Origin of the sequence: Gluconacetobacter liquefaciens (genome assembly GCF_003350405.1) — a bacterium.
Classification (GTDB): domain Bacteria; phylum Pseudomonadota; class Alphaproteobacteria; order Acetobacterales; family Acetobacteraceae; genus Gluconacetobacter; species Gluconacetobacter liquefaciens.
Window position 1 is genome coordinate 64639 of record NZ_QQAW01000001.1, and the last position, 24617, is coordinate 89255.

The window sequence follows — 24617 nt, forward strand, 5'->3', positions numbered from 1 at the left end:
GGAATCAGCCCAGCACGGCAACGGCGGTGCTCACCTCTCCACCTCTTTCAGCACGGCTTGCCGAAGCATATCGTTCGCTCTTGCCTGCCATCCGGGGCCGCCAGCCTTCAGGCGCTCGATCACATCGGCATCAAGGCGGATGGAAACCGCCTTCTTGACCGGAGCCCTTTGAGGACCACGCACACGCCGCCGATAATCCTCGACGATATCGGGCACCACCTCAGCAGCCGCCCGCATGTGTGCGAAGTCCTGATCGGTCAATTCCGGATTATCCGCATCCAGCGCGATGCCGCGATTGATCGCCGCGTCTTCCTCATCGGTCGGATAGATCAGATCAGTCTTGCGTTGCATATCGGATGACCTCCCTCCTGTTCGCCTTGCGAAAGCTGACGACCCGAACCACGCGGCGCTCGATGCTGAAAACCAGAACATGCAGGCGCCGCCCAACCGGGCCGATGGCGACAAGGCGCGGCTCATTGCTGCTGCGGCTACTCATGACCTGCGCTGCATCCCATTCGAACGCACGAACGAGCGCGAAATCGATGCCATGCTTTTCTACATTGCTGAGGCGTTTCGCTTCGTCCCATTCGTATCGCATGTCTGATTGTATATACAATAAAAGACAACGATCCAATCTTTTCGAAGCGCCGTGATCTCCCATAGACCTATGCACCCAGTACATGGCTTGGAACTGTTCCATTAGGGCAAGCCCTATTGGAACAATCGGCCTGGAACAGTTTTGGAACAGAAAACTGTTCCAAAAGGGTTGTTTTCAGACTTCTGGAACGATAAGGGTTTAGGGTCTAGACCTTTTGGAACAGATTGGAACCCGAACATGAAGATCGGATACGCCCGCACCAGCACTGCCGAACAGACTGCCGGCCTTGATGCTCAAGCCCGTGACCTGCGCGCGGCCGGGTGCGAGCGGGTCTATGCCGAACAGGTCAGCGGGTCACTGACCGATCGCCCCCAACTTTCTGCTGCACTGGATCAGCTTCGACCCGGCGATGTGCTGGTGGTGACGAAGCCGGACCGCCTGGCTCGGTCCACGGCCGACCTTCTGGCTCATGTCGAAACGGTGAAGGCCAGGGGCTGCGGCCTGATCGTGCTTTCCATGAACGGCATGGTGCTGGATACGACCAGCCCCACCAGCAAGCTGATGCTGACCATGCTGGCCGCCGTGGCCGAGTTCGAGCGCGATATCATGAAGGAACGGCAGGCCGAAGGGATCGCCAAGGCAAGGACCGAGGGCAAGTATCTGGGCCGCAAGCCGACAGCACGCGACCAGGCGGCCGAGGTCCGGGCACTGGCGGCGCAAGGAATCGGTGGCACCGAGATTGCCCGACGCCTCGGCATCGGCCGCACCTCAGTCTATCGCTGCCTGGCAGAAGCCGAGTCCGGACCGGCCTGACCTTCGCGAAGCTTGCCCGGTGCGCGCGGGCAGCGCGGTGGTTTTCTTCCCGTTTTTGTGACCGTCTCCGACCGATCATCGCCCACAGCCATGACCTCAACGCATAACTTAAACGCGACGACATGACGCCGAAATCCTGTGGATAACTGCCGCTCGGATGAAGCCAAAAAGAGGAAATCGGCAGAAAACTGCCATTCAACCGGTCGCGGAGTTACACCTATCTACACCTTTCAGAATGCCAAAAAGCCAAAAGTGTAATCGAAATAACAATTCTATTTCAGTAACTTATAGAAGAATTTACACCTTCTACACCTGTTACACCTTTTTTCTAAGAGGGTGGAAGAAAGGGAGGCAAAAAGATGAGGTGAGCACCCGCGATAATCATGCATAAAACGCATACCTAGCGCAGGCATGGATCTAAGGGGGGAGGTCAAATCTTGATCCGCCCTTCGGGGGGCCAACCGCACCAGGCTCACGCGCAGATTTTTTGGGCCGCGTTTGAAAACAATCAAAGCAATCAAACAGCAGGGCCGAAAGGATGAGCATGGCGGTGGGGGGTGTTCGATCTCTAGCCGCCCCTGGGGGCCGGACCGCGCCAAGGGCAAATTTCTGCACCCGCGAAATTGCAGGAAAAAGCTACGCCTGATCCTGCTGGCATGGTGTTTCGAATGAGTCCGGATTGAGTCCGGAGACGCGAACAGGCTCAGCGGCCAGAACCGTCAATTTCGAAAAATTGTAGATGGAGAATGGCGCACCCGAAAGGACTCGAACCTCTAACCCCCAGATTCGTAGTCTGGTGCTCTATCCAATTGAGCTACGGGTGCGTCGTGGAGCGCTGTTTAACCGAGAGGTCGGGAAACGACAACCCCCTTCGAGAGATTTTTTTCATCTCCATGACAACGATCCGGGAATGGTTCCAGAGGGCGGGCCGGCATGGCAGATTACGGTCGACTTCCGGCTCCGGGGACCGGATGAGTAAAAACAACGAAGGGGGGCGGCATGGCCGATCAAATGCGGAGAAACGGCAGGCGCGCAAGCATGGTCGTCATCGGGGCAGCATCGTTGCTGCTGGGGCTTCTGGCCGGGCCGCAGAAAGCCGGCGCATGGGGCGTTGAAGGCCACCAGGTGGTCGCCGCTCTGGCCTGGAACTACCTGACACCCACCACCCGGCACGCAGTCGACGCGATCCTTGCCAGCGACCACGATACGATCACGGGGCCGGACCTGATGTCGCGGTCGATCTGGGCGGATGTCTGGCGCCGCACACATCCCGAGACCGGTGAATGGCATTTCGTCGATATCGAAATCGACCACCCGGATCTGGCAGCGGCCTGTCATGGCTTTCCCACCTCATCGGTACCTGCCAGCACCGGACCGATTAAGGACTGCGTCATCGACCGTCTGGACGCCTTCGACCATGAACTCGCCGACAAGGAGACCAGCCCGGATGAACGCGCGCTGGCGCTGAAATACGTCGTTCATTTCGTGGCGGACATGCACCAGCCGCTGCACGCTGCCGACAATCATGACAAAGGCGGCAATTGCGTGCGTCTGGCACTAGGCGGTCCACGCACCGTGAATCTGCACAGCTATTGGGACACCGTGGCAGTGTCCGAAGTCGACCCGAACGCGCAGCACTTGGCAGAACGGCTGTTCCACGAAATCACGACGAGCCAGAAGCAGGAATGGGAACAGGGCGACCCGAAGGCATGGGTCCAGCAGAGTTTCGAACTTGCCCGCACGGACGCATACAGCATCGGCTCGCCCCCTGGATGCCAGCAGGATGCAGCCCCCATGGCCTTGCCGCCTGGATATGACGCCATGGCCCGCGGCGTGGTCACGGAACAGTTGAAGAAGGCGGGGGTTCGCCTGGCCCTGCTACTCAATCGCGCACTCGACCCGGCAACGTTCGCCGCGGCTCGCTAACCAACCGTTCGCAAAAACGCGGGCGTTTCAGGTTGCTTCAACCTAAAACGCCCCCAAATCCGGATCGCTATCCTAATTACAGAATGGCCCGCAAGGCAGCGCCCATAGAATGCGTGCTGTCACGGGCAGGCGGCGTGCGATGATAGACGGCACTGGCCCGCGCGGCCGGAATACCGTCCACCGTTACAAGCCCTTGCGCGAAAACCAGGCTGCGGGTGATGCGCAACGTGTCCGCCTGCAATTCGGCCCAGGCACCCCGGGCTACCGGCGCCATGAAATCCATTGTCAACGATACGGTGGGCAGGAAATCATCGCGCAGATCCTCCCGAAAGACGACTGCCAGCGCCAAGAAGACATCGCAGACAGTTGCCAGTTTGCCCCCGTGACAGAAACCAGCCCGATTGCAGCAAGCGGCGGTCACGCGGAAGCCGCCGATCAACGCGCCCGCTTCCTGCGCGACCAGAAAACCGCCGCCTGCCAGATTGTAACTGCTGGCCAGGGTTTCCGGCAGAGGAACGAAGCCGGGCGGGGGCGGCAGGGCATCCTCCGCAGACTGGGGGATGACAGTCATGCATGACCTGCCGGAACGGGCTGGATGGCAAAGACTGAATCCATCGGAAATTCTCCGTCAAAAAGTCTGAATGCGTCGGCGTACAGGGCTGGAATATGGTGTCAGGCAAGCCGTCGTCAGGGCACTTGCAGGGCGCGGCCGGCTGCTGTCGCGACATCGTGACGGAGACTTACGACGCTATGACCACCCGAGGGATGCACCCGGTTGGTCAGGATCAGCACGAAACTGTCGCTGACCGGATCCATCCATAACGAAGTGCCGGTAAAGCCGGTGTGGCCGAATGAGCCCATTGGAAATACATCGCCCCGAGGCGAGGAATAGTGTGTGCGGATATCCCAGCCCAGGCCCCGCCAATCGTCCTTGCCTACCGGTTGCTGGGGGGTGGTCATCAGGAGCAGGGTTTCGGGTTTCAGGGGAAAGGCGCTGGGGCGGCCGGCTCGACGGTCCAGCAGGGCTTGCGCGTAGACCGCCATGTCGGCGGCGTCGGAAAACAGCCCTGCATGACCTGCCACGCCACCCATGCGGCGGGCCGTGGGGTCATGAACGATGCCGCGCAACATCACACCGTGCTCATCGAACTGGGTGGGGGCAATGGTGGGGTACCAGGAGGGAGGGGGGAGGAAACGTGACCGTGTCATCCCCAGTGGAGAGAGGATGCAGGTGTGCTCATACTGGGCGAGACTCTGATGCGACAGGTGCTCGACCAGCAACCCCAGCGTGATGAAATTGATGTCGCTGTAGACGAAACGCTCGCCGGCCGGGTGATCGGGGCGGGTGTCCATGACGCGGCGCACCGCTTCCGCCTTGCCCTGCCATGGTGTGGACAGGTCGAGGTCGGGCGGCAGGCCCGAATAATGGGTCAGCAGATGGCGGATGGTGATGGACGTTTTGCCGTTGCGTGCGAAGTCCGGAAGATAGCGGCAGACGGGATCATCCAGCCGGAAGGCGCCCGCCTCGAAAAACTGCATGACGGCCACGCTGGTCACCACCGGCTTGGTCAGCGACGCCATGTCGAAGACCGTCGTCTCGTCCAGCGGTTCGGCATGCGGTTGCAGCGCGCGGTGCCCGTAAGCCCGATGATGCACGACCATTCCACCATGGGCGACCACCACCACGGCGCCGGGGGTTTGGCCCACCGCGATCGCGCGTTCCACCAGCCGGTCGACTGCGGCGAACCGCCGAGGGGGCGGGGTGGCGCATGCGGCGGTCAGCCCTGCCCCACCGGCTGCCAGCATCGTCCGCAGGATCGTCCGTCGTCCGGAATGTCTCATTGTTTCGGCATGCTCCCATCCGCCAACAGGGTAACGGGCCGAGAGCTGTTGGGAACTCTGGGCCGTGATTGGAGTTTCTTGAGTAATATCAATCCTTGATGGAGGCTTCCATGGACCATTCACATTTCCCGACGTCGGGCATCGCCCGCACGGCCCTGCTGGTTGTCGCGATGCTGGGCCTGTCGGCCGGACTGTCGGCCTGCAATACGGTGCGCGGCGCCGGCCAGGATGTCAGCTCGGTCGGGCATAACGTGTCGCGGGGAGCCAGTGCATCGCAGAATGCGATAACCCGCTCGACCGGCGCGTCCGAACGATAATCCTCGATTGGGCAAGGGTCCGCAGGCATGCCTCTTGCATTCCTGCGGACCCTTGCCCAATAGTATTGGCGTGCCGGCTCCTGTAGCCGGCTAAATTGACGTTCTCGGGGCGGGGTGAAAATCCCCACCGGCGGTAATTGCGCCCGGTCATCATGCCGGCAGCGCATAAGCCCGCGAGCGCCCATCTGGCCTTATGGCCGGGGGGGGGGACAGCAGATCCGGTGTGATTCCGGAGCCGACGGTCATAGTCCGGATGAGAGAGAACGACGCTCGCAAGGCGCGCCATTCGTGACGCGTCGTCGGGTTGATGCGCCCCGGGTCCGTCCGCTGGATGGGACCATTGGTTTTGGCTATGTGTGCGGTCAATGCGGAATCCGAGGAAACGGGGCGTACCCCGACCGGTCGCGTTGCGTCCGTGGCCTTGCCCTCCCCCATTGCACTGGCTTTTCGCGCCGCGATCGACGAGGCCGCGCGCTTCGTCGGTGCGACGGCCCCCAATCCCCCCGTAGGCTGCGCCATCCTGGACCGTCATGGCGATATCCTGACCGTCGCCGCCCATCACCGTGCGGGCATGCCGCATGCCGAAGCGCTGGCACTACGCCAATGCGCCGAACTGGGGCTGATGGCACGCGCCGCCATCGCGGTCGTAACGCTGGAACCCTGCAACCATACCGGCCGCACCGGCCCGTGCTCGGAAGCCATTCTGGCCTCGCCGATCCGCACCGTTTGGGTGGGCGTGGCCGACCCCAATCCGCGCGTTGCCGGCGGAGGCATCGACCGGCTGCGCGCCGGCGGCTGTGCCGTGCAGGTGCTGGACCAGGGCGTGGACCTAGCTGCCGCGTGCCGGGCGCTGATCGCGCCGTTCGCCCACTGGTCGCGAACCGGGCGGGCGTGGCTGACCGTAAAGCAGGCGGTGGATGCCGCCGGCTCCATGATCCCGCCCGCCGGGCGGACCACCTTTACCTCGGACACCGCGCTGACGCTGGCGCACCTTCTGCGCCGGGCGACCGATGCGATCGTGACCGGCGTCGGCACGGTACTGGCCGACCGGCCGGGACTGGATGTGCGCCGGGTGGCCGATCATGCGGGCCGCGTGCCCCGGCTGCTGGTCGTGTGCGACCGGAATGGCCGGGTGCCGGCGGACTGGCGCGCGAACGCGGTCGCGCGCGGGTTCGACGTACGGATCTGCGATGACATCACCTGCCTGCCCGAGATGCTGGGCGCGGCCGGCGTGCTGTGGGCCATGGTCGAGGCCGGGCCCGGCCTGCTGGCGGCGCTGCGTGCGGCGGGGCTGTGGGATGACTGGCTGACCATCGGGGTCGGCCCGGATGGAACCGAACGGCTGGATGTGGCCGTTCGCACGGGGACGGACACGCCGCTGCGGCTGTTCCCGGAACTGGCGGCCGTGCTGACGGCGCCTGAAGGGGAAGCATGTTTTCCGGCATCATAGAGCATCTGGGCACCGTCACGCAGGCCCGGCGCGGCGACCGCGCGCTGCATGTCGCGATCGCCACCGGCATCGGCGACCTGTCGATGGGCGAGAGCATTGCGGTGAACGGCGTGTGTCTGACCGTCACCGAATTCGACGAGGCGGGTCATGCGTCCTTCTTCATCAGCATCGAGACGCTGGACCGGACCAGCCTGGGCCGCCTGGCCGAGGGGGGGCGGGTGAACCTGGAGCGGGCCGTCACCCCGGCCACCCGGCTGTCGGGCCATATCGTGCAGGGGCATGTGGACGGCACCGGGCGCCTGCTGGCGGTGGAGCCGGCCGGCGAGGCGCGGCGGGTGGTCTTTGCCATTCCCACCGCGCTGCGCCGCTATCTGGTCGAAAAGGGGTCGATCACCCTGGACGGCATCAGCCTGACGCTGAACGAGATCGGCGAGACCGGAACGGCAGGTGCCGGGCCGGACGAATTTCCTGTGGCCCTGATGATCATCCCACATACCTGGACCCATACCAGTCTGGGCACGCTGGCCCCCGGCGACGCGGTGAATGTCGAGGTGGATGTGATTGCCAAATATGTGGAGACACTATGTCAGTACCGGTAATGGGCCCGCGCCTGCGGACCGCGATCGAGGCGATCCGCGCGGGCGGCATGGTGATCCTGGTCGATGACGAGGATCGGGAAAACGAAGGCGACCTGGTGATGGCCGCCGATCTGGTCACGCCTGCCGCGATCAATTTCATGGTCACGCATGCGCGCGGCCTGGTGTGCCTGCCGCTGGAGGCCGGACTGGTCGAGCAACTCGGCCTGCCGATGATGACGCGGGTGAATACCTGCCCGCGCGAGACCGCCTTTACGGTTTCGATCGAGGCGCGGGAGGGCGTGGATACCGGTATTTCCGCCGCCGACCGGGCCCGGACCATCCAGGTGGCGGTCGCACCAGGTGCCGGCCCGGCCGATCTGGTCTCGCCCGGCCATATCTTTCCGCTGCGCGCCGTGCCGGGCGGCGTGCTGGCGCGCAACGGCCACACCGAAGCCTCGATCGAACTGGCACGCCTGGCGGGCCGGACGCCCGCCGCCGTGATCTGCGAGATCATGAACGAGGACGGGTCGATGGCGCGGATGGACGACCTGCACCCCTATGCCGAGCGCCACAAGCTGCCGATCCTGTCGATCGCGGAACTGGTGGACTGGCTGCGCGCCTGCGAGGTCGCCGCCGCCGCCGTGCCCGAACCGCGGATCGAGAAGGTCGCCCAGGCCGCGCTGCCCAGCATTTATGGCGGCGAGGACCTGGTGATCCACGCCTTTCGCGCCGCCGACGGGACGGAGCATGTCGCCCTGGTGAAGGGCGACCCCGCAAAGCCCGGCGCGGTGCCGCTGGTGCGGCTGCATTCGGAATGCGTGACCGGCGATGCGCTGGGGTCGCTGCGCTGCGATTGCGGCGCCCAGCTTCAGGCCGCGCTGGCGCGCATCGGCACGGCGGAAAGCGGCGTGCTGCTGTATCTGCGCGGGCATGAAGGGCGGGGCATCGGCCTAGCCAACAAGATCCGCGCCTATGCCTTGCAGGACCGTGGGCTGGACACGGTGGATGCCAACCACCGGCTGGGGTTCGAGACCGACGCCCGCGACTGGACGGCGGCCGGGGCGATCCTACGCGCGCTGGGCGTGCGGACACTGGACCTGATGACCAACAACCCGGCCAAGGTCACGGCGATGGAGCAGCATGGCTTTGCCGTGCGCGAGCGCGTGCCGCTGGAAATTGCACCCAACCCCTTCAACCGCGCCTATCTGGATGCCAAGCGCACCCGCATGGGGCACCAGCTTTTTGCCGCGATCGACGCAGTAGCGGAGTGAAAGACCGACCATGAGCACCAACAAGCCCACGACCTCGCCCGACCTCACCTTCGCCAGGCCGCCGCGCCTGGCGCTGGTGGTGAGCCGCTTCAACGAAACCGTGACCCACGGCCTGCGTGACGGCGCCCTGGAATGGCTGGGCGAGCATGGAATCACCGTTGCTGACGAGGATCTGCTGTACGCCCCCGGCGCCTATGAACTGCCGCTGCTGGCCCAGACCCTGGCCCGCACCGGGCGGTACGAAGGCGTGATCTGCCTGGGTTGCGTGATCAAGGGCGATACCGCCCATTTCGAATTCATCAGCCTCGGCACCGCAGTGGGACTGATGCAGGCGTCGCTGGCGACCGAAGTGCCGGTGGCCTTTGGCGTGCTGACGACCTACACCGACGAGCAGGCCGTTCTGCGCTCGCGCCATGACGAACATAACAAGGGGCGCGAGGCCGCGGCCGCCTGTGTGGAAAGTCTGGCCTTGATACGCAAAATCAAGGACTGATACGCTACTTCTGCACGCTGGCGGAGGCCGGCGCTGGGTCTGGCTGGGCCGGAACGCGGGAGCACGGAATGAAGCTGGTGACTTTGGCCGCCGGATTGTTCGGCATGGCGCTCACGCTCTGGCTGCTTTCCCGCTTCGGCGTACACGCCATCCTGCATCTGGTCATGGTCGGCGGCTGGGGAATCCTGGCCGCGATCGTGTTTCATGCCATTCAGGTCCTGCTCTCCGCCCGGTCCTGGCAGGTCATTGCCGGACAGGATGAACCCGAACTGAAGCTGCGGGATTATGTGGCGCTGCGCTGCGTGCGCGAGGGCGTGAACAATCTGCTGCCGGTTGCCCAGGTTGGGGGGGAAGTGATCTCGGCCCGGCTGCTGGCACGGCGCGGGCCCGGCCTGCGCCGGGCGGCAGCGGCGACGATCTGCGACCTGACGATCGAACTGCTGAGCCAGGTGATCTTTACCCTGCTGGGGCTGGCGGTGCTGCTGTGCCTGGTCAAGCGGTCATCCGTGACGGACGAACTGGTGGAGAGCGCGGGGGTGGCGCTGGTGCTGGGGGCGGTGTGCCTCGGCAGCCAGTGCCTGGGCGCGGTTTCGGTCGTCGAGCGGCTGCTGGTGCGCATCGCGGCCCATCTGGGCTGGACGGGGGTGGAGAGCATCCGTGGCCTGCATAGCGAGATCATGGGGCTGTACACGGCACCCGGCCACGCGATCCGGGCCGGTTTCTGCCAGCTTGTCGCATGGTCCCTCGGTGCGGTCGAAGTTTGTCTGATCCTGCATTTCATGGGCCATGACCGGTCGCTCGCCCACGGTTTCGTGATCGAAAGCGTGGGACAGGCGGCCAAGTCGGTCGGGTTCGCCGTGCCGGGCGCTCTGGGCGTGTCGGAAGGCGGGTTCATCCTGGTCGGCAGCCTGTGCGGCCTGCCGCCGGCGGTCTCCATCGGGTTGTCGCTGATCAAGCGGCTGCGGGAGATCGCCTGGGGGCTGCCCGCACTCGCCGGCTGGCAGTGGATGGAAACGCACTGGCGAGGGCCGAGCCGCAAGCTGGACCACGGCGTAGGCCTGCCCGGCCACTGATGAGGCCCATGGGATGTGCGCCTGACGCGGCAGGCAGGACACAGTCTGTCTTAAAATACTGTTTTTTCTTCCCTTCGGCGGGTGTGGTACACACCGAAACGACTTCCTCCGCGTTGACAGGCAAGGCGGCATGCCGAACATGCGCCTTGCATCCGGTTATCATCATGGGTCAAACGATCCCCCATCGCGTGGCATTGCCTTCGTTGCAGCCGCGCCTTTCGTACCTCAAGGGCTGAATTACGAATCATGCCGTCCATTCCGATCGGTCGCCTTGTGGCGTTCTGTTCCCGCCATGCCGTGCTCACACTGGTGCTGTTCGCGCTGCTCGTCGGGGGGGCGGTTATGTGCAGCATGAAACGGCTGGGGGTCACGACCGACACCGGGACGATGTTTTCCTCCACCCTGCCGTGGAAGCAGCGGTCGGACCAACTGGCGCGCCTGTTCCCCCAGAACCAGGACCAGATGGTGGCGGTCATCGACGCCGACCTGCCGGAAGAGGCCATGGTCACGGCGCGCGAACTGGCCGCGCGGCTACAGCATGACAAGCATTTTCTGTCGGTGACCATCCCGCAGGACGATCCTTATCTGGTGCGCAACGGGCTGCTGTTTCTGGACCAGAAGAACCTGTCTTCGGTGCTCGATACGACCGTGACGGCGCAACCCTTTCTGGGCGGCCTGGCGGCCGACCCGTCGGGGCGCGGGCTGTTCGACGCGCTGTCGCTGATCGCCCTTGGGGTGTCGCAGGGCCAGGCGGACCTGAAATCTTTCCAGCCGGCGCTGACCGGCTTTGCCGACACGCTGGAACAGGCCGCCGACGGCACGCCCCAGCCCCTGTCGTGGGAGCGGCTGCTGGCTGGCAGCCTGGCCGACCTGGCGGGCAAATACGTCTTCGTCGTAACCCGGCCGAGCCTGGATTACGGATCGTTCCAGCCGGGAGGCGAAGCCAGCGACGCGATGCACAAGGCGATCGCAGGGCTGGAATTCGTGCGCTCGGGCCATGCGCGGGTCCATATTACCGGTGATGTGCAGATCAGTGACGAGGAGTTTGCCACCGTGGCCCAGGGCATGGTGGCGGGGCTTGTGGGGTCGCTGGTGCTGGTGACGCTGTGGCTGTTCCTGGCGGTGCGGAGCTGGCGGATTATCGTGCCGATCGTGGTGACGCTGGTCGCGGGACTGGTGCTGACCACCGGGTTCGCGGCCCTTGCGGTCGGGACGCTGAACCTGATCTCGGTGGCGTTTGCCGTGCTGTTCGTGGGCATCGCGGTCGATTTCGCGATCCAGTTCTCTGTACGTTTCCGCGCCCAGCGCCTGCCCTCGGGCCAGATTCCGCCGATCCGGACGGCGCTGGAACATACGGGGGAGGAAACGGGCCACCAGATCCTGGTAGCGGCCATGGCGACGATGGCCGGCTTTCTGGCCTTTACGCCCACCGCCTTCGTCGGTGTGGCGCAGCTTGGGCTGATCGCCGGCTTCGGCATGCTGATCGCCTTTATCTGCACCGTCACGCTGCTGCCCGCACTGCTGCTTGTGTTCCATCCGCCGCTGGACCAGCAGGTGGCGGGCTTTGCCTTCGCCAGGCCGGCGGACCGTGCGGTGCGCCTGTATCGCACGCAGATTCTCAGCGTCTTTACCTTTCTGGCAGTACTGGGGGCGGCGCTGATCCCGGTGCTGACCTTCGATGCCGACCCGCTGCATACCAAGGACCCGAAGTCGGAAGGGATGCGCACGCTGAAGCTGCTGATGAAGGACCCGCAATCCTCGCCCTATGGCGCGGAGGTGCTGGTGCCCGACCTGAAGCAAGCCCAGCTGCAGGCCGACCGGCTGGCCAGCCTGCCGCTGGTGGACGATGCGATGTGGCTGGGCACGCTGGTGCCCGCCGACCAGACGCCCAAGCTGGCGATGATCCAGGATGCGGCCTCGATCCTGCTGCCGACGCTGGTGGTGCCCAATCCGCGCCCGGCGCCGGATGCCGCCGCCCTGCGTGCCTCGGCCGCCAAATCGGCGCATGACCTGGGCGCCGTGCTGGACCGGCTGGACCCGCATGACCCGCTACGCCGCATACAGGCGGCGCTGGACCGGCTGTCGCACGCGCCCGACGAACGGCTGATGGCGGCGAATACCGCGCTGGTCCGCTTCCTGCCCGGACAGTTGGACCAGTTGCGCCAGATGCTGGGCGCCCACGCCGTGACCCAAGATGATGTACCGCCGTCGATCCGGCGTGATTATCTGCTACCCGATGGCCGGGCCATCGTCTCGGTCCATCCCAAGGCGGGCATGGACAGCAATAGCGAGTTGCGCCGCTATGTGAACGAAATCACCAGCGTGGCGCCCGATGCCGGCGGGCCGGCGGTGGAAGTGGTGGAAAGCGCCGCCACCATGGTCCACGCCTTCGTCTTCGCGGCGCTGTCGGCCATCGGCATGATCGCTGTGATCCTGCTGGTGGCTTTGCGCCGGGTGCTGGACATGGCGCTGGTGCTGGCGCCGCTGCTGCTTTCGGCCTTGATGACGGTGATCCTGATCGTCATGGTGCCGGAGCAGCTCAATTTCGCGAACATCATCGCCCTGCCCCTGCTGCTGGGCGTGGGGGTGTCGTTCAACATCTATTTCGTCATGAACTGGCGGGCGGGGGTGCGCGCACCGCTCTCCAGCCCGACGGCGCGGGCGGTGCTGTTCTCGGCACTGACGACCAGCACCGCCTTCGGCTCGCTGGCGGCATCGCACCATCCGGGCACGGCCAGCATGGGCCGGCTGCTGCTGCTGTCGCTGGCCTGCACCCTGCTCGCTACGCTGATCTTCGTGCCGGCGCTGCTGCCCAAGCGGGCGATCGACGAGCGGTAAGGCCGACCTCGCCGATATCTCCCGCCAGGGCTTTGCCCTTGATTCACCAAAGGGCGGCGGCCCTTTGGAAACCCAATCGTCTGGCGATGATCGGGGAGTTGGGATGGCCGCCGGGGGCTTCAGATATCCTTGATGGGCTTGTGCGGCAGATGCACGTCGCGGCCGGTCAGCATCATGTTCCAGTAAAGCTGCGGGAACACTTTGGTCTTGAGGACCCAGGCGAAGCGGCTGGGCTTGCGCTGGTCGTAATGGAAGCTGGGGGCCGGCACGCCGCCATAGAGGAATTCCGCCAGCACCACGCGCCCGTAGGACACCGTCAGCGGGCAGGCACCGTACCCGTCATAGGCACCGGCCAGCGGGCGACCATCGAGCGAGGCCAGCAGGTTTTCGACCACTACCGGCGCCTGGGCGCGGGCGGCGGCGGCCGTCTTGGCATTGCTGGTGCCGATGACGTCGCCCAGGCCGAACACGGTGTCGAAACGCACATGGCGCAGGGTCGTGGCATCGATATCCAGCCAGCCGGCGGTGTTGACCAGCGGGCTGGACTTGATGAAATCGGGCGCGCTCTGCGGCGGGGTGACGTGCAGCATGTCGAAACCGCGCGTAACCATGCTGCTGCTGCCATCGGGCGCGGTGACGGCGAAGGTCGCCTGCCGCTTCGGCCCATCCACCGCCACCAGATTATGCTTCAGTTGCAGGTCGATGCCGTAATAATCGATGGCATCCTGTAGCGAGGGCACGAAATATTTGACCCCGAACAACGCATCGCCCGCCACGTCGAATTCGACCTTCATGCGGCTCAGCACACCCTCGCGCCGCCAGTAGTCGGACGCCAGATAGGCGATTTTCTGCGGGGCGCCGGCACATTTGATGGGCATCGGCGGCTGGGTGAACAGCGCCGTTCCGCCCTTGAGCGACTGAATGCAGGCCCAGGTATATTCGACCGTATCGCGGGAGTAATTGCTGCACACGCCGTTGCGGCCCAGCGTCTCCGTTAGGCCGTCGATCTTGCCCCAGTCCAGTTGCAGGCCGGGGCAGACCACCAGGCGGCGATAGCCGATACGCCGGCCATCGGTCAGGGTGACGGCGTTTTCTTCCGGAGTGAAGGACGCGACGGTGGCCCGCAGCCAGCGTACGCCCTTGGGGATCAGCCCGCCTTCCTGCCGCAATGTATCCTTCAGGGACATGACGCCGGCCCCCACCAGCGTCCACCCCGGCTGGTAGGCATGGGTGGTGGCGGGGTCGATGACCGCGATCGACAGATTGGGCCGCGCGCGCCGCAGGCGTGCGGCGACCGTCAGGCCCGCCGCCCCGCCGCCGACGATGACGACGGTGAAGCGGTCGCTGTCGGGAATATCCGTCTGGGTCGGGGCCATGGGTGTCTCCTTACGCTGGTATTCGTATGGAGGACGATCCTAATGGCCCGTTTCCGAAATTCGTAGGCGAATTTCGGAGGTCAGCCGGGCGGCCGGATTACTCCGCGTCCTTGAACCAGACTTCGACCGGGCCCTGGAGCTTGATCGTCATCGGATTGCCGCGCCGATCCGTCGTCCGGCCGACGGCCAGGCGGACCCAGCCCTCGCTGATGCAATATTCCTCGACATTCGTCTTCTCGACGCCCTTGAAGCGCACGCCGATCCCGCGCTCCAGCAGGGCAGCGTTATGGAACGGGCTTTCGGCATTGGCGCACAGGCGATCGGGGGGCGTGTCACTCATCGGAGGGGACCTTTGCTGGAGACGTTCGGTAATGGGGTGGTGACATAGCGGGTCCGGGCCGCCAATCCAACCACGGGCGCGCATCTGCCATGTGCCGGTGCGGCATCACGCCCGCCGAATGCAATGGACAGATGGCGCGGAAACCGTGACATACGGTCCCTTTCGTTATTCGGATTCACGGCGCGGTCCCATGTCGTTTTCCAGTTCTCCCTCCACGTCCGCACTGGCCTATCGCCACCGCATTCCCGTTGGTTCGCTGCCCGCCTGGCTGGTGATCCTTCTGGGGTTGGTGACGGCGATCGGGCCGCTGGCGACCGACATGTACCTTCCGGCCTTTCCCGCCGTGGACAGCGAACTGGGCGGCGGGCCCGGCTCGGCACAGATCACGCTGGCTGCGTGGTTCGCCGGGCTCGCGATCGGACAGTTTTCACAGGGGCCGCTGTCCGACCGGCTGGGGCGGCGGGTGCCGCTGCTGGGCGGGCTGACGCTGTTCAGCATCGCTTCGGCCGGGTGCGCGCTCTCGACCGATTATCACATGTTCTGCGTCTGGCGGTTTCTGGGCGCGTTGGGCGGGTCGGCCAGCGTGGTGGTGCCGCGTGCCATCGTGCGCGACATCGCCACCGGCGCCCAGGGCGCGCGGATCATGGCGCAACTGACCCTGGTGTTCGGCCTGATGCCGATCCTGGCCCCCAGCCTGGGCAGCCTGGTGCTGTCGGTGGGCCACTGGCGCTGGATCTTCTGGTTCGGGACGCTCTACGGCATGGCTGGGGTGATCGCCATTGCCTGGACCCTGCCGGACACACTGCCGCGCGAGCGGCGGATTGCGCTATCGGCCTCGACCGTACTGTGGCGCTATGTCGGCATCGCCCGGGAGCCGATGTTTCTCTCGGCGGCGCTGCTGCTGGGGTTCTCGGCCTTCGTGATGTTTGCCTACCTCGCCAGCGCGCCGATCCTGTTCGAACAGATCCTGTCCTTCACGCCGCAGCAATTCGGGCTGTTCTTCGGCATGAATGCCGCGCTGTTCATCGCCGGTGCCCAGATCAATGGCCGGCTGGTCCACCGGGTGGCGCCGCATGTGCTGATGCAGCGCGGCGTGGTGGCGATTACGCTGTCGGCCGGGCTGTTCCTGACCCTGTCCGTCGCCGGGCTTGCCGGGCCGCGACACCCGCTGCTGGTCTGCGCCATGGTCGGGCTGGTCACCGGATCGCTGGGTTTCGTCAACCCCAATGCCACCGTGCTGGCCTTTACCCGGCATGGGCACCATGCCGGCAGCGCCTCGGCCCTACTGGGCACCCTGCAATTCACCATCGGATCGCTCAGCGGGGTGCTGCTGGGCTACCTGCCGCTGACCAGTGCCGTGCCGGTGGCGGCCACGATGGCGGGCGGCGTCGCCGGCATGCTGGCCTGCATGCTGTGGCACCGGCAGCATGCCGCCGCCGAAATATGATCTCGCTGGGGCATGATGCGCCGGAGCGGGAATGCGGGCGGGCACGCGCGACGATATATTGCATCGCACAATTTTCTTGACTCGGGGCGTCTTCACGATCATGAGATAGAGTCGAAGCAGCACTGTTACGCGCTTCATGGACGTTTCCTCCCTAGACTACGGCGGCGCACTTCGGGGCGCCGTTTTTTTTGGAGGGTCGCCTCATCTTCCCTTCCTTTGACGCGCCGGCCCTGCCGCGCTACGGCAGGAGGTATGATGGATCGCTCCGCCCATGTTGCCCGGCCGACAGGCCGGTTACGCCTCGCGTGAACGCCGTGCTCGATTTCATCGCGGCGCTCGGACGGGCCGCCTTGAATCTGGTCCGGACCGCCGGTGCCCTGACCCTGTTCGGCGTTGCCGCGCTGTCGCACCTGGTGCGGCCGCCCTTCTACTGGCGGATCTTCTTCGGCGCGCTGATCGAGATCGGCTTTTTCTCGTTGCCGGTGGTGGCGCTGACCGCCCTGTTCTCGGGCGGGGTGATCGCGCTGCAATCCTATACCGGCTTCGCGCAGTACCATGCCCAGGGCGCGATTGCCGGCATCGTCGTGTTGGCGGTGACCCGTGAACTGGGGCCGGTGCTGGCCGGGCTGATGGTGGCCGGGCGGGTGGGCGCGGCCATGGCGGCCGAAATCGGCACCATGCGCGTGACCGACCAGATCGACGCGCTGACGACCCTTTCGACCAACCCGATGAAATATCTGGTCACGCCCCGCCTGCTGGCCGGGACGATCGCCCTGCCCTGCCTGGTGCTGGTGGCCGATATCCTGGGCGTGCTGGGCGGTTTCGTGGTGTCGGTCGTGAAGCTCGATTTCTCGGCGCCGGCCTATATCGCCGCCACCTTCACGGCGGTGAAAACGATCGACGTGACCGTGGGCCTAGCCAAGGCGGCGGTGTTCGGCTTCCTGATCACGCTGATGGGCTGCTACCATGGCTATACCAGCCGTGGGGGCGCGCAGGGCGTGGGATCGGCCACCACGGCGGCGGTGGTGGCGGCCTCGATCCTGCTGCTGGCATCCGACTACCTCCTGACCGACGTGTTCTTCTCGCAATGACCCAGACTACGCCCAAGATCCGTATTCGCGGCCTGCGCAAGGCGTTTGGGCCGAAGGTCGTTCTCGACGGGATCGACCTCGATGTCATGCCTGGTACCTCGATGGTGATCATCGGCGGATCGGGGAGCGGCAAGTCCGTGCTGCTGCGCTGTATCCTCGGGTTGATTCCGGCCGATGCCGGGACGATCGAGATCGACGGTGTGGATGTGCTGTCGCTGCCGACCCGGCGGCGGGAAGCGGTGATCGAGACGATCGGCATGCTGTTCCAGAACGGGGCGCTGTTCGACAGTCTCAGCGTATGGGAAAATGTCGCCTTCGGGCTGCTGGCCGCCGGGCGGCGGCATGGCAAGCGCCCCAGCCGGGCCGAAGCCCGCGCCACGGCCGGCCGGGTGCTGGAACAGGTGGGGCTGGACCCCTCGGTGGGTGCGCTGTCGCCTTCGGAGCTTTCGGGCGGGATGCAGAAGCGCGTGGGCCTGGCCCGCGCCATTGCCGGGCAGCCCGACATCCTGTTCTTCGACGAGCCCACCACCGGGCTGGACCCGATCATGGGCGCGGTGATCGACGGGCTGATCGTGGATTGCGTGCGCAAGCTGGGATCGACTGCGATTGCGATTACCCACGACATGGCCTCGGCCCAGCGGATCGGCGACCAGGCGGCGATGCTGTACAAGGGCAAGCTGATCTGGCAGGGCCCGGCGACCTCGCTGCTGAACAGCGGGAACCCCATGGTGGACCAGTTTACCCATGGGCGGCGCGAAGGGCCGATCAGCATGGAATTGCGGCGGTGAACGCAAAAAGACTTTCATCCGTTCAGGGACACCACAAGTCCCCAGCCCAAGGCCCCTGAACGAATCAAAGTTTTTTGGTTCTTTTTTTCAAAAAAGAACAGGCTTCCCTTATCCTTCCCGGAGTCACCGTGGCCCGCCGTCCTTCCGTCCATTACGTCTGCCAGTCCTGCGGCGCCGTCTTTCCCAAATGGGCCGGTCGGTGCGAAAGCTGCGGCGCGTGGAACAGCATCGTCGAGGAAGCCGCCGAGCCCGCCGCCACCGGGGGCACCGCGCCGCGTCGCGGCCGGGGGGCCAAGGTCGCGTTCGTCAGCCTGGCGGGCACGGCCGAGCCGCCGCCGCGCATCGGCACGCGGATGGCCGAACTGGACCGCGTGCTGGGCGGGGGGCTGGTGCCGGCCTCGGTCGTGCTGGTGGGCGGGGACCCTGGCATCGGCAAATCGACGTTGCTGCTTCAGGCCGCCTGCGCGCTGGCGGCCGCCGGCCGACGGGTGAAATATATCTCGGGCGAAGAAGCGGTGGACCAGATCCGCCTGCGCGCGCGCCGGCTGGGGCTGGATGCGCCGGGGCTGGAGATTGCCGCCGCCATCAACGTGACCGACATTGCCGGGACGCTGGAAAGCGAGCCCGATATTGCGCTGGTGGTGATCGATTCGATCCAGACCATGTGGCTGGAATCGGTCGAGAGCGCGCCCGGCACCGTCAGCCAGGTGCGGGCCACCGCGTTTGAACTGATCCGACTGGCCAAGCAGCGGGGATTCAGCCTGATCCTGGTGGGGCATGTGACCAAGGAGGGTGCGCTGGCCGGGCCGCGCGTGCTGGAGCACATGGTCGATGCGGTGATGTATTTCGAGGGCGATCGCGGCCACCAGTTCCGTATCCTGCGGGCCGCCAAGAACCGGTTCGGCGCGACCGACGAGATCGGCGTCTTTGCCATGACCGATCAGGGGCTGGTCGAGGTGCCGAACCCCTCGGCGCTGTTCCTGGCCGAACGGCGGGGGAATATCGCGGGCTCGGCCGTGTTTGCCGGGATCGAGGGCACGCGGCCGGTGCTGCTGGAGGTGCAGGCGCTGCTCTCGCCCAAATCGGGCGATTCCGCGCCGCGCCGCGCCGTGGTGGGCTGGGATACGTCGCGCCTGAACATGCTGCTGGCGGTGCTGGAGGCCCGGTGCGGGCTGAAGCTGCATGGCATGGACGTGCATCTGAACATTGCGGGCGGCCTGCGCGTGCTGGAACCGGCGGCCGATCTGGCGGTGGCGGCGGCGCTGGTTTCGGCCGCCACCGGCAAGCCCACCCATGCCGGGGCCGTCTATTTTGGCGAGATCGGCCTGTCCGGCGAGATCCGGCAGGTGGCGCAGGTCGATGCGCGGTTGAAGGAGGCCCAGAAGCTGGGTTTCGATGCCGCCTTCCTGCCCCGGCGCATCGCGCGCGGCAATACGCGGCTGGTCGCGCCCGAGGGGCTGCAATTGAATGAAATCGGCCATCTGGGCGACCTGGTGACCCTGTTCGGCGGCGCGGATAGCGAGGAGGCATGAGCGCCGACGGCCTGGTGATGCTGGCCGAGCCCGCCCGACTGGAACGCGACGTGCGCAAAAGCCTGTTTCTGGCTCAGGCGGCACCCGTGACGACGCCAGCCGACGCCCTGGCCTTTGTCCGCGCCGTGTCGGACCTGGACGCCACGCATAATTGCTGGGCCTATCGCATCGGGCAGGATTACCGCAGCGATGACGATGGCGAACCGGGCGGCACGGCCGGCCGGCCGATTTTGCAGGTGATCGACGGGCAGGGTTTTGACAGTGTGGTGGTGGTGGTCACCCGCTGGTTCGGCGGCATCAAGCTGGGTGCGGGCGGGCTGGTGCGCGCCTATGGCGGCACGGCGGCGGAATGCCTGCGTCTGGCGCCGCGCGTGCCGATCGTGCGGCGGACGCGCCTGACCTTTCATTGCGGCTTTGGTGATCTGGCGCTGCTTCAGGCACGCCTGCCCGCGCTGGATGCGGTGGTGGAGGACGAGGCATTCGACGCGGAGGGGGCGCAGATGGTGATTGCCGTGCCTGAAGGAGACGTGGAGAACGCCATTGGCCGGATTGCCGACCTGACGCGGGGGCAGTCGGTTCCTCGGGTGGTGGTGTGAAGCAGTCTTCTTTTTCTGAAGAAAAAGAAGCAAAAAGACTCTTGATCGTTTGGGGACGTTGCGTGTCCCCAGCACAAAACTCCTGAACGAATCAGAGTTTTTTGGTTCTTTTTTGCAAAAAAGAACGAACACTGTCGATCCGGGCAAAGGTAACGAGATTACCCGCCAGCACCAGCCCGACCCCCAGCGTCATACCCGCCGTCCAGTGCGTGCCCTCGAACAGGATCGAGATCAGCAGGGCCACGACCGGGGACAGGATGGTGGTATAGGCCGCACGATCGGCGCCGATAAGGTGCACCAGATGCAGATAGGCCAAGAAGGCGACGACCGACCCGGGCAGGGCGAGATACAGCAGGGCCGCGATCCAGGCCGGATCGGTCGATCCCGCCAGCGACTCCCCGCGTGCCACCTGCGAGACCGCCAGCACCGCGCAGCCCCAGAGCATGCCGCGATAGACCGCGTTGGGCAGGTCCACCCCCGCCATCGCCACCCGGCGCGACAGGATATTGCCGCAGGAGAACAGGAAGGTTCCCGTCAACGCCAGGGCCGCGCCGGTCTGCGAGATGCCGGCAACCCCGCCCATACCGGTGAGGCAGGCGACGCCGCCGATGGCGATACAGCCGCCGGCAATGCTGCGCACGCTGGGACGCAGGCGGAAGAACAGCCACTGATTCAGTGTATTGAACAGGGTTGCCACGCTGAAGATGACCGAGACGGTACCGCTGGCCAGAGTGATCTCGGACCTGTAGATCGCCAGGAAATTGCATGAAAACATGCATGCCCCCATCGGGGCGAGCCAGAGATGCGTGCGCCATGGAACCCGGCGGAGCCGGCCGGACAGGTACAGCCATGCGCCCATCGCGGCCGACGCGATCATGAACCGCCAGAAGATCGCCGTGCCCGGCACGGTGACGCCGACCTGCACATGAATGGCGAACCAGGTGGTGCCCCAGATGACCACGACACACAAAAACAGCAGGCCGAGCATGCGGTTCCCTCTTCGAAAGACCGTCATCCTATCGGGACACCTGGCTTGCCGCGCGGGGGCAGCTGTCAGAATCCTGCGCTTTCCTGCATTGCGGCGTGGCGCGTGGCCGTCGATCGCGGTCTATAGTCGGGAGGGCGGCCCCGGCCGTCCGATCCGTTCACCTTCCGCTCCCTGCCCTTGTCCATCATGACCGCACTGGCCGACCTGACGATTGTCCGCACCCTGCATGCGACCGGCGCCACCCTGCGCTCGGCGGCCCATGTCGGCCACGGGTTGGCCGTCGCGGTGTGGGATCGCGACGAGATCGCCCAGACCCGATACGACACGCCCAACCACCATACGCTGAGCCTGTATCTGGAACATGGCGAAGGGTTTCGCAAACGTCTGGGCAATAGCTGGAAATGCAGCAACGGTGCGGGCGACCTGTGCCTGATGCCCGCGCGATCGACCAGCGACTGGGATGTGTCCGGACCGATCCGGATGTTTCATCTCTATATCGTTCCACAAGCCTTCGATCGCGCAACGGTCGAACTGTTCGACATGGACCCTGCCCGTGTCACCCTGCGGGAGGACGCCTATTTTCGCGATCCACGGATCGAGGCGCAGGTCCGCGCGATGATCCTGTCCCGGCATTGGACCCTGCCGGCGGACAGGGTGGCCGTCACGCAGGCCGGAATGGAACTGATGGCCTATCTGCTGGCGCACATGACCGATCGCAGGCCGGACATACCGCGCCGGGGCGGACTGTCGCAGGCGGCGTCCCGCCGGGTGCGGGCGCTGATCGACGCGCGGATGGAGCGGCCGCTCTGCCTGGACGACCTGGCGGGCGCGGCGGGGCTCAGCAGCTTTCATTTCGCGCGGGCGTTTCGCCAGACGCATGGCGAAACGCCGCATCAGTTCCTGACCCGTCTGCGGATCGAACGCGCCCAGCAGTTGCTGCGCCACGGCGCATCGCTGGCGCGGATTGCCGAACTGTGCGGATTCAGCAGCCATAGCCACCTCACCGCCCGTTTCCGTGCGCAGACCGGGCTGACACCCAGCGATTACCAACGCCATTGTGGCGTGCGGCCCGAACCGGCCGCTAGAGCAGAACCTGTTTGAATGCGTGCATTCAAACAGGGGAAGAGGCTCGTAAAAACAATAAACTGGAGCATTTCTACCGAACCGGTTTCCGGTGGAAATGCTCTGGGTGACCGGATGGTCAGCGGGGCAGATCGGGCCGGTTGATCTTTTCGACAAACGGGCCGATTTCTTCTGCCGGACAGGGGCGGCTGATCAGGAAGCCCTGGATTTCAGAACAATTGATGCCCTTCAGGTAATCGAACTGTTCCTGCGTCTCGACCCCCTCGGCGGTGGCGACGACATTCAGGCTTCCGCACAGGCCGGTAATCGCCCGGATGATTGCCGCGCCATCGCCCTCCCCCCCATGAAGATCGTTGACGAAGCTGCGGTCGATCTTGATCCGCGTGAACGGCAGGCTGTGCAGGAAGCTGAGCGAGGAATAGCCGGTTCCGAAATCGTCCAGCGCGATCTGTATTCCCTGCTCGCGCAGACGCTTCAGGACGCAGGCGGCCCTGGGCACGTCGTCGATCATCGCGGTTTCGGTAATTTCCAGTTCCAGGCGCGAGGGCGGGCAGCCCGTACGTTGCAGGGCCGCTTCCACATTGTCGATCAGGCCATCGTGTCGGAACTGCGCCGCCGAGACGTTGACCGAGACCATGATATCATCCGGCCAGTCCTTCGCCTGCCGGCATGCCGTCTCCAGCGTCCAGGCACCGATCTCGTGCATCAGGCCCATCCGCTCGGCAACCGGGATGAAATCGCCTGGAGGAATCAGGCCCTGTTTCGGATGTCGCCAGCGGATCAGGGCTTCCACCCCGACGATGCGGCCACTGCGGACATTCAGGAACGGCTGGTACAATAGTATGAATTCGTCCCTGGCCAGCGCGTGATGCAGATCGCGCTCCAGATCCATACGCCGCTGACGCAGGCTGTCGCGTTCGGGGTCGTAGAAACAGATCCCGTCATCGATGCCACCCTTGGCACAATGAAGCGCGACATCGGCCTTGGACATCAGTGTGTCGCGATCGTCGCCATCGGTCGGAAAACGCACGACCCCGATCGCGACGCCCACCGTCACTTCATGTTTGAAGACCGACATGGGGCGGGAGAGGACGCTGCGCAGCATCCGGGCAAACCGGCGGATCGCCTGGTCGCCCTGTTCGGAGCGCAGAATCAGCGCGAACTTGTTGCCCCGGATATGGGCGGCGGTGTCTCCGACCCCCACCGTGCGCCGCACCCGCAGGGCTGCGATCCGCAGCAATTCGTCACCCGCCGCGTGGCCCATCGAATCATTGATGCGCTTGAACCCGAACAGGTCGAAATAGAGAACCGCGAACGATCCCGATGCCCGTTCGCACAACGTGCCCAGTTGCAGTCGCAGCCCCTGGAGGTTGGCCAGGCCGGTAAGGTCGTCGTGCTGTTCGAGAAAACGTGTGCGATTTTCCAGCCGCCGCAGGTCGGTGACATCGCGGCACAGCAACAGGAAGCGCCCATCCTGCAAGCTGATCCAGGAGAGGGCCAGCGTACGCCCGAGCCGCAGGATTTCGGTCGACCAGCCTTTGGGCACGATGGGCCGGGCAGTCTCTTCCGTGGTCCATTCCGTGCAGGTCAGCGCGGCGAGAATCGTTCGGGCGGGGGCGCCAGGCTTCAACCCATCCTCTACCCGACCGATCAGGGCATCGAAGCGCATATTATAATGCAGTAGGCCCTCATCGGCGCCGAACAGGGCGATCCCGTCCGGCAGCGCGTCCAACGCCCCGTACAGTTCTGCACCCCCCTGGCTTGCCGCGTCCGGATCATCCTGCGCGATGGCGACCGTCACCGGCACATCGATATCCGCCCGCCTGCCGGACAGGGCGTGGCGGCGGACGCGAACACACAGATGCACCCCGTCCTGACGGACGAATACCCCCACATGGCCGCCCGGCGCGTGGGTAGCGGCTGCCGAAGCGGGAGGAGAAACAAGGAACAGGCCGGAAAAGGGGCTGCCGACCACATCATCGGCAGTATGCCCGGTCAGCCGCTCGGCTTCCCGACTCCAGGACGTGACGCGCTCCGCCGGGTCGAGAAGGCAGACGAAATGTTCAGACACGCGCGCGCATTCCGTAACCCGGAACCGCAACATGACGGCCAGCCATCCGATTCAGATCTCTGTCAAAAAACAAGGAAAAACCCAAATCGTCTATGCATGCCTCAAT

General features: G+C 65.1%; 23 protein-coding genes, 1 tRNA gene and 1 riboswitch. Of the genes, 15 read left to right on the forward strand and 9 right to left on the reverse strand.

Annotated elements, in window-relative coordinates; genetic code table 11:
* Positions 1-30: 30 nt before the first annotated feature.
* Positions 31-351, reverse strand: a complete 321-nt coding sequence (locus C7453_RS00275; RefSeq protein WP_114724988.1) for a BrnA antitoxin family protein — start codon at positions 349-351, stop codon at positions 31-33.
* Positions 335-700 carry a BrnT family toxin gene (locus C7453_RS00280; RefSeq protein WP_342767953.1) on the reverse strand — a complete coding sequence of 122 codons (366 nt, stop codon included), beginning with the start codon at positions 698-700 and terminating at the stop codon, positions 335-337. Before C7453_RS00280 ends, C7453_RS00275 begins: the two co-directional genes overlap by 17 nt.
* Before the next feature lie 135 nt (positions 701-835).
* Between C7453_RS00280 and C7453_RS00285 the strand changes: the two genes are divergently transcribed.
* Positions 836-1411, forward strand: coding sequence for a recombinase family protein (locus C7453_RS00285; RefSeq protein ID WP_114724992.1), 576 nt, complete (start codon positions 836-838; stop codon positions 1409-1411).
* 747 nt (positions 1412-2158) lie between these two features.
* On the opposite strand, the gene C7453_RS00290 is transcribed toward C7453_RS00285, so the two are convergent.
* Positions 2159-2235, reverse strand: a tRNA-Arg gene (locus C7453_RS00290).
* Positions 2236-2449: 214 nt separating this feature from the next.
* Between C7453_RS00290 and C7453_RS00295 the strand changes: the two genes are divergently transcribed.
* Positions 2450-3337, forward strand: a complete 888-nt coding sequence (locus C7453_RS00295; protein ID WP_245948658.1) for a S1/P1 nuclease — start codon at positions 2450-2452, stop codon at positions 3335-3337.
* A gap of 76 nt (positions 3338-3413) precedes the next feature.
* Here the strand turns inward: C7453_RS00295 and C7453_RS00300 are convergent, their stop codons facing one another.
* Positions 3414-3908: a PaaI family thioesterase gene (locus tag C7453_RS00300; protein ID WP_114724994.1), complete on the reverse strand. Its 495-nt coding sequence runs from the start codon at positions 3906-3908 to the stop codon at positions 3414-3416.
* Between the two features lie 116 nt (positions 3909-4024).
* Positions 4025-5179, reverse strand: a complete 1155-nt coding sequence (locus C7453_RS00305; protein ID WP_114724996.1) for a serine hydrolase domain-containing protein — start codon at positions 5177-5179, stop codon at positions 4025-4027.
* A gap of 110 nt (positions 5180-5289) precedes the next feature.
* On the opposite strand from C7453_RS00305, the gene C7453_RS00310 reads away from it, so the two are divergent.
* From C7453_RS00310 to C7453_RS00340, 7 genes are all read left to right on the forward strand, one after another.
* Positions 5290-5496: an entericidin A/B family lipoprotein gene (locus tag C7453_RS00310; RefSeq protein WP_114724998.1), complete on the forward strand. Its 207-nt coding sequence runs from the start codon at positions 5290-5292 to the stop codon at positions 5494-5496.
* 96 nt (positions 5497-5592) lie between these two features.
* Positions 5593-5765: riboswitch (FMN riboswitch) on the forward strand.
* Between the two features lie 152 nt (positions 5766-5917).
* Positions 5918-6946: a bifunctional diaminohydroxyphosphoribosylaminopyrimidine deaminase/5-amino-6-(5-phosphoribosylamino)uracil reductase RibD gene (gene ribD / locus C7453_RS00315; protein WP_245948737.1), complete on the forward strand. Its 1029-nt coding sequence runs from the start codon at positions 5918-5920 to the stop codon at positions 6944-6946.
* On the forward strand, positions 6928-7545 hold the full coding sequence (locus tag C7453_RS00320) for a riboflavin synthase (protein WP_114725002.1): 618 nt from the start codon (positions 6928-6930) through the stop codon (positions 7543-7545). Before ribD ends, C7453_RS00320 begins: the two co-directional genes overlap by 19 nt.
* Positions 7545-8795: a 3,4-dihydroxy-2-butanone-4-phosphate synthase gene (gene ribB / locus C7453_RS00325; RefSeq protein ID WP_114725004.1), complete on the forward strand. Its 1251-nt coding sequence runs from the start codon at positions 7545-7547 to the stop codon at positions 8793-8795. Before C7453_RS00320 ends, ribB begins: the two co-directional genes overlap by 1 nt.
* A gap of 10 nt (positions 8796-8805) precedes the next feature.
* Complete coding sequence (gene ribH, locus C7453_RS00330; protein ID WP_114725006.1) at positions 8806-9288, forward strand: 6,7-dimethyl-8-ribityllumazine synthase; 483 nt, start codon at positions 8806-8808, stop codon at positions 9286-9288.
* Positions 9289-9356: 68 nt separating this feature from the next.
* On the forward strand, positions 9357-10361 hold the full coding sequence (locus C7453_RS00335) for a lysylphosphatidylglycerol synthase domain-containing protein (RefSeq protein WP_114725008.1): 1005 nt from the start codon (positions 9357-9359) through the stop codon (positions 10359-10361).
* Positions 10362-10607: 246 nt separating this feature from the next.
* Positions 10608-13199: an MMPL family transporter gene (locus tag C7453_RS00340; RefSeq protein ID WP_114725010.1), complete on the forward strand. Its 2592-nt coding sequence runs from the start codon at positions 10608-10610 to the stop codon at positions 13197-13199.
* Positions 13200-13318: 119 nt separating this feature from the next.
* Here C7453_RS00340 and C7453_RS00345 read toward each other — a convergent pair whose 3' ends face one another.
* Positions 13319-14575 (reverse strand): NAD(P)/FAD-dependent oxidoreductase, encoded by a 1257-nt coding sequence (locus C7453_RS00345; protein ID WP_114725012.1) that lies wholly within the window; start codon positions 14573-14575, stop codon positions 13319-13321.
* Between the two features lie 97 nt (positions 14576-14672).
* A complete protein-coding gene (locus tag C7453_RS00350; RefSeq protein ID WP_114725014.1) occupies positions 14673-14915 on the reverse strand; it encodes a DUF3297 family protein in 243 nt (80 codons plus the stop codon).
* A gap of 190 nt (positions 14916-15105) precedes the next feature.
* On the opposite strand from C7453_RS00350, the gene C7453_RS00355 reads away from it, so the two are divergent.
* From C7453_RS00355 to C7453_RS00375, 5 genes are all read left to right on the forward strand, one after another.
* Positions 15106-16362, forward strand: a complete 1257-nt coding sequence (locus C7453_RS00355) for a multidrug effflux MFS transporter (RefSeq protein WP_114725927.1) — start codon at positions 15106-15108, stop codon at positions 16360-16362.
* Positions 16363-16667: 305 nt separating this feature from the next.
* Complete coding sequence (locus C7453_RS00360) at positions 16668-17453, forward strand: MlaE family ABC transporter permease (protein WP_114725016.1); 786 nt, start codon at positions 16668-16670, stop codon at positions 17451-17453.
* Positions 17450-18241 carry an ABC transporter ATP-binding protein gene (locus C7453_RS00365; RefSeq protein WP_114725018.1) on the forward strand — a complete coding sequence of 264 codons (792 nt, stop codon included), beginning with the start codon at positions 17450-17452 and terminating at the stop codon, positions 18239-18241. The genes C7453_RS00360 and C7453_RS00365 overlap by 4 nt, the downstream gene beginning before the upstream one ends.
* A gap of 128 nt (positions 18242-18369) precedes the next feature.
* On the forward strand, positions 18370-19773 hold the full coding sequence (gene radA, locus C7453_RS00370; RefSeq protein WP_114725929.1) for a DNA repair protein RadA: 1404 nt from the start codon (positions 18370-18372) through the stop codon (positions 19771-19773).
* Positions 19770-20369, forward strand: a complete 600-nt coding sequence (locus tag C7453_RS00375) for an IMPACT family protein (protein ID WP_114725020.1) — start codon at positions 19770-19772, stop codon at positions 20367-20369. Before radA ends, C7453_RS00375 begins: the two co-directional genes overlap by 4 nt.
* A 91-nt stretch (positions 20370-20460) precedes the next feature.
* Here the strand turns inward: C7453_RS00375 and C7453_RS00380 are convergent, their stop codons facing one another.
* The gene (locus C7453_RS00380; RefSeq protein WP_114725022.1) at positions 20461-21357 is read right to left on the reverse strand and encodes a DMT family transporter; all 897 of its coding nucleotides are present in this window, start codon (positions 21355-21357) and stop codon (positions 20461-20463) included.
* A 186-nt stretch (positions 21358-21543) separates the two neighbouring features.
* Between C7453_RS00380 and C7453_RS00385 the strand changes: the two genes are divergently transcribed.
* A complete protein-coding gene (locus tag C7453_RS00385; protein ID WP_114725024.1) occupies positions 21544-22458 on the forward strand; it encodes a helix-turn-helix domain-containing protein in 915 nt (304 codons plus the stop codon).
* 100 nt (positions 22459-22558) lie between these two features.
* Here the strand turns inward: C7453_RS00385 and C7453_RS00390 are convergent, their stop codons facing one another.
* The gene (locus tag C7453_RS00390) at positions 22559-24511 is read right to left on the reverse strand and encodes a putative bifunctional diguanylate cyclase/phosphodiesterase (protein ID WP_245948660.1); all 1953 of its coding nucleotides are present in this window, start codon (positions 24509-24511) and stop codon (positions 22559-22561) included.
* Positions 24512-24617: the final 106 nt, after the last annotated feature.

Bases quoted from the DNA above. Each gene is read 5' to 3' on its own strand.
- C7453_RS00310 (WP_114724998.1), top strand. From the start codon at position 5,290: ATGGACCATTCACATTTCCCGACGTCGGGCATCGCCCGCACGGCCCTG.
- C7453_RS00305 (WP_114724996.1), bottom strand. From the start codon at position 5,179: ATGAGACATTCCGGACGACGGACGATCCTGCGGACGATGCTGGCAGCC.
- C7453_RS00275 (WP_114724988.1), bottom strand. From the start codon at position 351: ATGCAACGCAAGACTGATCTGATCTATCCGACCGATGAGGAAGACGCG.
- C7453_RS00385 (WP_114725024.1), top strand. From the start codon at position 21,544: ATGACCGCACTGGCCGACCTGACGATTGTCCGCACCCTGCATGCGACC.
- C7453_RS00365 (WP_114725018.1), top strand. From the start codon at position 17,450: ATGACCCAGACTACGCCCAAGATCCGTATTCGCGGCCTGCGCAAGGCG.
- ribB (WP_114725004.1), top strand. From the start codon at position 7,545: ATGGGCCCGCGCCTGCGGACCGCGATCGAGGCGATCCGCGCGGGCGGC.
- C7453_RS00280 (WP_342767953.1), bottom strand. From the start codon at position 700: ATGGAACAGTTCCAAGCCATGTACTGGGTGCATAGGTCTATGGGAGAT.
- C7453_RS00285 (WP_114724992.1), top strand. From the start codon at position 836: ATGAAGATCGGATACGCCCGCACCAGCACTGCCGAACAGACTGCCGGC.
- C7453_RS00345 (WP_114725012.1), bottom strand. From the start codon at position 14,575: ATGGCCCCGACCCAGACGGATATTCCCGACAGCGACCGCTTCACCGTC.
- C7453_RS00335 (WP_114725008.1), top strand. From the start codon at position 9,357: ATGAAGCTGGTGACTTTGGCCGCCGGATTGTTCGGCATGGCGCTCACG.
- C7453_RS00340 (WP_114725010.1), top strand. From the start codon at position 10,608: ATGCCGTCCATTCCGATCGGTCGCCTTGTGGCGTTCTGTTCCCGCCAT.
- C7453_RS00295 (WP_245948658.1), top strand. From the start codon at position 2,450: ATGGTCGTCATCGGGGCAGCATCGTTGCTGCTGGGGCTTCTGGCCGGG.
- ribH (WP_114725006.1), top strand. From the start codon at position 8,806: ATGAGCACCAACAAGCCCACGACCTCGCCCGACCTCACCTTCGCCAGG.
- C7453_RS00300 (WP_114724994.1), bottom strand. From the start codon at position 3,908: ATGACTGTCATCCCCCAGTCTGCGGAGGATGCCCTGCCGCCCCCGCCC.
- C7453_RS00375 (WP_114725020.1), top strand. From the start codon at position 19,770: ATGAGCGCCGACGGCCTGGTGATGCTGGCCGAGCCCGCCCGACTGGAA.
- C7453_RS00380 (WP_114725022.1), bottom strand. From the start codon at position 21,357: ATGCTCGGCCTGCTGTTTTTGTGTGTCGTGGTCATCTGGGGCACCACC.
- C7453_RS00350 (WP_114725014.1), bottom strand. From the start codon at position 14,915: ATGAGTGACACGCCCCCCGATCGCCTGTGCGCCAATGCCGAAAGCCCG.
- C7453_RS00355 (WP_114725927.1), top strand. From the start codon at position 15,106: ATGTCGTTTTCCAGTTCTCCCTCCACGTCCGCACTGGCCTATCGCCAC.
- C7453_RS00320 (WP_114725002.1), top strand. From the start codon at position 6,928: ATGTTTTCCGGCATCATAGAGCATCTGGGCACCGTCACGCAGGCCCGG.